Source organism: Candidatus Methylacidiphilales bacterium, from assembly GCA_025056655.1.
Lineage (GTDB): Bacteria > Verrucomicrobiota > Verrucomicrobiia > Methylacidiphilales > JANWVL01 > JANWVL01.
Genome location: JANWVL010000166.1, coordinates 1 through 6,615, shown reverse-complemented (window position 1 = coordinate 6,615; position 6,615 = coordinate 1). Strand labels below are relative to the sequence as shown.

Annotated in this window: 5 protein-coding genes; all 5 read right to left on the bottom strand. The window is 53.1% G+C overall.

Features of this window, described 5'->3' with window-relative positions:
* The coding region (locus tag NZM04_10835; protein MCS7064511.1) for an NAD(P)-binding domain-containing protein at positions 1 to 513 on the bottom strand (513 nt) is incomplete at its 3' end.
* A gap of 110 nt (positions 514 to 623) precedes the next feature.
* A complete protein-coding gene (locus tag NZM04_10830; protein MCS7064510.1) occupies positions 624 to 1,880 on the bottom strand; it encodes a glycosyltransferase in 1,257 nt (418 codons plus the stop codon).
* Entirely contained in the window at positions 1,880 to 4,165 is a 2,286-nt protein-coding gene (locus NZM04_10825; protein MCS7064509.1) for a polysaccharide pyruvyl transferase family protein, read from the bottom strand. Before NZM04_10825 ends, NZM04_10830 begins: the two co-directional genes overlap by 1 nt.
* Before the next feature lie 160 nt (positions 4,166 to 4,325).
* On the bottom strand, positions 4,326 to 5,579 hold the full coding sequence (locus tag NZM04_10820; GenBank protein MCS7064508.1) for a polysaccharide ABC transporter ATP-binding protein: 1,254 nt from the start codon (positions 5,577 to 5,579) through the stop codon (positions 4,326 to 4,328).
* 14 nt (positions 5,580 to 5,593) lie between these two features.
* Positions 5,594 to 6,409: an ABC transporter permease gene (locus tag NZM04_10815; protein ID MCS7064507.1), complete on the bottom strand. Its 816-nt coding sequence runs from the start codon at positions 6,407 to 6,409 to the stop codon at positions 5,594 to 5,596.
* Between the last annotated feature and the right edge of the window lie 206 nt (positions 6,410 to 6,615).

Below are 6,615 nucleotides of genomic sequence, written 5' to 3'. Positions count from 1 at the left end.
TAAGCGATCATTGTGTATTATTTCTCTAAAAATATCACCGGGCAGTATTCTCTCAGGACAGTGTGCTAGATAAATGTCGTCTGGAATTTTGAAAGGGGTAAGTTTTTCCACAAGTGGTTTAACCACTTTTCTACATGTCATTGGTGGGACAGTGCTTTCTAGTATCAATAGATTTCCCTTTCTTAGATATGGGCATATGGATTCTATTGCGGATGTGACTGCGGAAAGGTCACAGACCTTTTTCAGGGGATCAACAGGTGTGGGCACTGCAATGACGAATACGTCTCCGTGAGTAGGTGAAGTGGTAGCTTTGAGGTTGCTTTTAACGATTGGATCGGAAAGTAGGTTTTGAAGTTCCTTTTCGTTTAAGAGTAGAGTTCGTTCGTTTATTGCCTTAACAAGATTCTCGTTGATGTCTACACCGACGACTTCTTGACCTGCTCGTGCCCACATCAGTGCGGCAGGGAGTCCCACATATCCCGTGCCTATGACAACTATTTTCTTCTTAAGCATATCTTATCGGAGTTAGCCATTGTGTGTGGTAATAGTGATAGATAATATAAAAGCGAGGATTAAAAGGCGGCGATTTGGTAATGGCAATTTGCAGGTTGGCTTCGTTGACGTTATAATGGAGTATTAAGAACATTTCTAACCAGTTCTAAGTAACGTTGGGCTTGGAGGGGGAGGGGGTATTCGGTGGTGGCGATGATGCGGTTGCGCTCGGACATGGAGAGGCGGAGCAAGTCATGGGTGAGAAGCAGGGTGAGGTAATGGCTGAAGGCCTCTATGTTTTCTGGCTCGGCGAGGAGGCCGTTGTCTTCATGTCGAATGAGGTCAGGGACGCCACCGACGCGGAACGAGAGGGTAGGAAGACCGGCTGCCATAGCTTCTTGGATGATGAGAGGGAGATTATCAGCGCGGGTGGGAAAGGCAAGGAGATCGGCGGCATTGAGGATGATATTTTTTGTGATGTCGTCATGAATAAAACCGAGGTGACGGATGGGGAGGCCGATGTCGGGATCGGGTGTTTTCGGAGGTGTGCCGATAGTGATGAGGAGTGTGGTTTGCTTGAGGGATGCGGGGAGGAGAGCTAGCGAACGAATGAGGAGATCGGCGCCTTTGCGGGGGTCGTTGAGGTTAGCGGCGGCGTAGAGGATGATTTTTTTGTTTTGTGGAAGATGGAGGAGATTGCGGGCGAAGTCCTTAGGAATAGGGCGGTAGGTATCGGTATCGATGCCGTTGGGAATGTGATGAATGGGAAGGTGGCTGAGTTGGCTTTGTCTAAAAGCATTGAGGATCCATCGGCTGATGGCGATGAAGTGAGGTTGGATGCGGGTGAACGTTTTACGTTTCAACCGAAGCTCGAGGGCAGAGGCGTCGCGGCGGGTCTCGACGTAGGTGTTGAGGTATGGACAACGGCCACAGCCAGTTTTCCATCGCTGGCAGTCGAAGCTGTAGACGCAGTGGCCGGTGAAGTTCCACATGTCGTGAAGGGTGATGAGGACGGTTTTGTGGCGTAGCAGACGTGGGAGTGCGAGATAATTTAGGTAGTCGCCGTGGATGTTGTGGATGTTGATGACGGGGGATTTTTTGAAGGCAGGGATTTGAGCAATGGAGGGCGTGGAGAGGTGAGCGATGTTGCGGAGGCCGAGGGTGAGGAGGGCGCGGTTGAATAGTTTTTCTGCGATGCGCGCTGGAATGTATGGGGTAGGGATCGTGTGGGTAAAGGGATCAGAGGTGGGCGAGCGTTGAGAAACGATGAGGTGTGAATCGATTCCTTGCGATCGGAGGGCTCGATGCAAGCGTGCTGGCACAAGGGTGGCGCCACCGCCTGTGTCGGTCTGAGATAGGATGGCGATGGAGAGGGATTGATCCGTCATTATATCGGAGCCAGGATTTGAATCTGATCCTGGGCGGAATGGGAGATGATGGCGTCCATGGAGATCAGGCGGTCGGAGGCTTGATTATCGTTCAGATAAGCATGGATTTTTCCGCCTCGAGTATAGTCGATGGCATAGTAGGGCACTTGTAGGGTGTGGGCGAAGAGGACGGAGTGAAAGCGCATGCAGAGGTTGAGTGTGGCGGTTTTCATGGCTGAGAGAATTTGGGATGGAGATTCGGGGAGGCGAGGGTAGGTGATAGATTCTTGTGGGATATTGAATTCTTGGAGAAGTCTGCGAGAGAGGTGTCGAGCATAGGTGCGGTCGTCGCCTCCCTCGTAGAAGTTGTGCATAGCGTGGAAAGCGATGGGGAGGTTGTAGGTTTTGTGAAGGTGGGCAAGGAGATGGAGGAGACCGTTTTCGAAACGGGTTTTTGTGGAGTCGTATTGATCGGAGGGGAGGTCTTCGGTGTAGTTGATAGGCCAATCGCGGAAGTAACAGGCTAGAATGGGTGTGGGATTGGGTGGAGGGGATGAGGAAGCATTTTGAAGTTTCCATTTTAGAACGTATTCAGTGGCGGGATCGGGAACGGTGTGCGCTTCGCAACGGAATTCGTGGATGCAGCGGTGAGTGGAGGCTTGGTCGCGAAGGGTGATGTGATCGGCGAGGCGGCAGAGTTCACGGGTGAGGGCGACGAGGTGAGGTTGACGTAGGGGGCCGATGCCACAACCTTCGATGCGGGCGATAGCGTTGCGGCGCTTGGTATGGATGAAGGCGTAGAGGATGTGGTTCATGGCATCGATGTCCATGAGGGGGCCGCCGCCGATAAGGGTTTCGTCGGTGGTGCGGCAGACGGTTTCAAACTGAGGAGAGAAGGTTTCTATGATTTGGACGGAGGAGGGGAGGTGGAGTTCTTGAAGAGTCCAGCGTGAATAGAAAGGATGAAGGCTTGCGAGGTAGATGGTTTGGGGTGGGTGAGGCCTGGAGAGGAGGCGATGGATGAGGGTGTGGAGGATGGCTTTGTCTCCGGCAGTTTCCGTGCCATACCAGCCGACGATAAGGGCTGAGGAGGATTTTAGTTGCTGGATTTTTGAGGTGGGGATTTTGGGGGTGGATGGGAGAGCGGAGGCTTGTTTTAGGAGGGAGGGGATGTGATAGGTGTGGGCGATGCGCCGATTTTTGAGGTAGAAGGTGAGTTTGTCGGTGAAGGTTTCAGGGACGTGGTAATCGTGGATGCAGTTGTCGCAGTGTTTTTGGCGAATTTCTTTGCGGATGTGGAGGTTGTTGAAGAAGACTTTTGAGGCTGGGGTTTGTTTGAGTAGATTGCCGATGATGGGGGACTTGGGGGAGCAGTAGAGGAGGTCGCCACGGGAGGTAAGGATGACGGCGTGGTAGTGATAGGGGCATCCTGTGGTGCGTGGTTTTCCTTCGGTGAGCATGCCGCGGACGCTGCGGTAGGTTTTTTTGTAGGTGGGGTTCGGTTCGTATTCGTAGATGAGGCGGGAGTAGAAGAGGCCGAGGTGGTGGAGGGTGAGGGGGTCGAAGTTGCGGATGAACTGTTTTTGTGGGGCGTTGTAGAGGCGATCGATGAATTCGGCAATGCGGAAGTGGGCGCGGATGTTGTTGTGGATGGCCCAATCGAGCAGTTCATCGACATATGGGGCATTGGTGGAGGTGATGGTGCATCCGATGGAGGTGGGGAGGCCGGCTTTTTTGAAGGTTTCGATGCATGCGACGGCGGATTCGAAATTACCCTTGCGACCGCGGACGGCGTCGTGGATTTCTCCGAGGCCGTCGAGTGAGACCATGACGGAGAAGGAGGTGCCGTTTTGGCGGCAGATTTCTGCGGATTGGAGGATGCGGGTGGTGACGTCGTGTTGGCGAATGGCGTTGGTGATAATGGAGGCGTGGGGGATTTTAGGGCGGCGTTCTGCGACGACGCGGAAGAGTTCCGGTAGGTCAGGGCGTAGGGTGGGTTCACCGCCAGTGATGCCGACGTCTTGGACGTTGGAGAAGAGAGGGTCGGCGAGGATTTGGCGGAGGTCGTCTGGGGTAATTTCGTAGTCTTTTTTTTGTTGCCAGATGAGGCACATTTGGCAGCGGGAGTTGCAAATGTCGTTTGCCATCATGCTGATGGACGTGGGCTTTGGGGGGAAGAGGTTGCCGAAGAGGCCGATGCGCAGGTCATGCCAAGCGAGCGAGCTATATTTCTTAGCTACGCGGATTGCTTTGAGAAGCTTGGGAGGGGCTGCATTTTTGATTTTTTCTTTAAGCGGGAGAGGCATGGCAAAGATTATGAGAAGGATTCTGAAAGAGGAGGAAGGTCTTTAATTTTTTTGCAGGGGAAACTATCTCAAAAAATCCATTTTGGATGACCTTGGTTTAATTGTAGATGTAGTAATAGCAAAGAGCAATTTACTTTAGTCTGAATATGTGTGGTTGATTTTATTGCCATATGAGAGCGTTCGGCGGACAAACTCCACGGCAGTTAGCGATGGGGAATTTTTCGGCAGCAAGTCCGGATGGCGTTAGTGACAACTTGATTATGTCGGTGAGTTTCTCATGAATATCGCCACTTCTGTGGCTCAAGGCAACTGTGATAAAGTATTCATCTGCGTTTAGTGAATATGGCGGAATGGTGCAGGTGCGCATGCCGTTGGGGGGGAGGGGAGTGGGGGCGAATTCGTCAGTGGAGTGGTGGAGCCAGATGCCTTGGGAGTTGCGAATGACGACGGTGGTGACGATATTGGGGACATTAGCGGTGTGGTATTTGAGGTGAATTTGAATGGGGCGATGGATTAAGAAGGAAGAAGGGGTCTGGCCGTCTTGTGTAACGGAGATGTGGGTGAAGTGAGGTTTAGAGGGATCGGAGGTGGTGGCGGTGTAGGTGGTAGTTTCTGAAAATTCGGAGAGTATGGCGTTGTATTCCCGAATGGTGTCTTGAATAGAACCTTGGTAGATGAGGCGGCCTTGATGGAGAAGAGCTCCAGCGGTGCAGAGGTTGAGCATGGCGTTGAGGTTGTGGCTGACGAAGAGGATGGTGCGGCCTTGGGAGGAGACTTCGGACATTTTGCCGAGGCATTTTTTTTGGAAGGCTATGTCGCCTACGGCGAGCACTTCATCAATGATGAGGATCTCGGGTTCGAGGTGAGCGGCGACGGCGAAAGCGAGCCGGACATACATGCCGCTGGAGTAGCGTTTGACGGGGGTATCGATGAATTTTTCGATGCCTGCGAATTCGACGATGGCGTCAAATTTACGGCGGATTTCGGAGCGAGTCATGCCGAGGATGGCGCCGTTGAGGTAGATGTTTTCGCGGCCGGTAAGCTCGGGGTGAAATCCTGTGCCGACTTCGAGGAGGGAGGCGACGCGCCCACGGATAGCGATGCGGCCTTCGGTGGGGTGGGTGATGCGGGAGAGGAGCTTGAGCAGGGTGGACTTGCCTGCGCCGTTGCGGCCGATGATGCCGAGGACTTGGCCTTGGGGGATTTGGAGGGAGATGTGGCGGAGCGCCCAGAATTCTTCGATTTGGTCGCCGTGGATGATGGGGCGGCCGCGGATCATATCGGCGGCTTTGCGGGCGATGGATTTAGCAGATTGAACGAGGGTGGAGGCGAAAGTTTGGTAACGTTCTTTTTCTATATGCCCTACGAAGTAGCGTTTCCCAAGGTTTTCGATTTGGATCGCGGTGTCGGGCATATGTTTTCAAACCCTTAGATAATGTCGGCAAAGGAGCGCTCCATTTTTCTAAACTTGAAATAACCTATTCCTAGGAAGAGAAGTGTGATTGGGCACGAGATGAAGAGTGGGATGGAGGGGAACGGGATGTTGCCGATGATGGCCCAGCGAAATCCTTCGATGATTCCGACGAGGGGATTGAGGCTGTAGAGGAATAGCCATTGTGAGGGGATCTGCGTGAGGCTGTAGCCGACGGGAGAGATGTAGAGGCCGAATTGGATAAGGAATGGTATGACGTAGCGGAAGTCGCGATATTTAACGTTGAGGGCGGTGATCCAGAGGCCTGGTCCAATGGCAGCAAGCATTGCGAGGAGAGTAAAGAGGGGGAGAGTAAAGATTTTCCATGTGGGGATGAATTGGTAATAGAGCATGAGGGTGAACATAAGCGCTAGTGAGATGAGGAAGTCAACGAGCGCTACAGCGATGTAGGCTGTCGGGACGATGAGGCGGGGGAAATAGACTTTGCTGACGAGGTTAGCGTTGGTGATGAGGCTATTGCTGGCGTCGGCGAGGGCTGTGGCGAAGAAGGTCCAGGGGAGTAGTGCCGCTAAGACCATGATGGGATATGGGGCCGATCCATCTGCTGGGAGCTTGGCGACTTTGTGGAAGACGAAGGTTAAGATGAGCATGGTGAGGAGGGGGCGGATTATAGCCCAGAGGATGCCGATGAGCGTTTGTTTGTATCGAACGGCGAGGTCGCGCCATGCGAGGACGAGGAAGAGTTCTCTGTAGTGCCAGAGATCTCTTAGGTAGTGTTTTTCGGTCTGATCAGCTTCGATGGTGATTTGCATGGGGACGTGGAATGGTGGGTAGAGGGTGGGGAATGGGGATGTTCTGGCCCGGGAGTTATCCTTCGATGGTGTTGATTTCGACGGGTTCGACTTGGATGGAGTGGGATTCGAGCCAGCGGATGGCTTGTTGTATGGTGGGGCGGTCGGCTTGAATTTCGAGGGCTATGATGCCGACTTGGGGTGTGACGCTGGCGTTGTGGATGCTG

Excerpts from the sequence above, each read along its gene's own strand:
- NZM04_10830 (MCS7064510.1), bottom strand. The coding sequence starts at position 1,880 with ATGACGGATCAATCCCTCTCCATCGCCATCCTATCTCAGACCGACACA.
- NZM04_10825 (MCS7064509.1), bottom strand. The coding sequence starts at position 4,165 with ATGCCTCTCCCGCTTAAAGAAAAAATCAAAAATGCAGCCCCTCCCAAG.
- NZM04_10820 (MCS7064508.1), bottom strand. The coding sequence starts at position 5,579 with ATGCCCGACACCGCGATCCAAATCGAAAACCTTGGGAAACGCTACTTC.
- NZM04_10815 (MCS7064507.1), bottom strand. The coding sequence starts at position 6,409 with ATGCAAATCACCATCGAAGCTGATCAGACCGAAAAACACTACCTAAGA.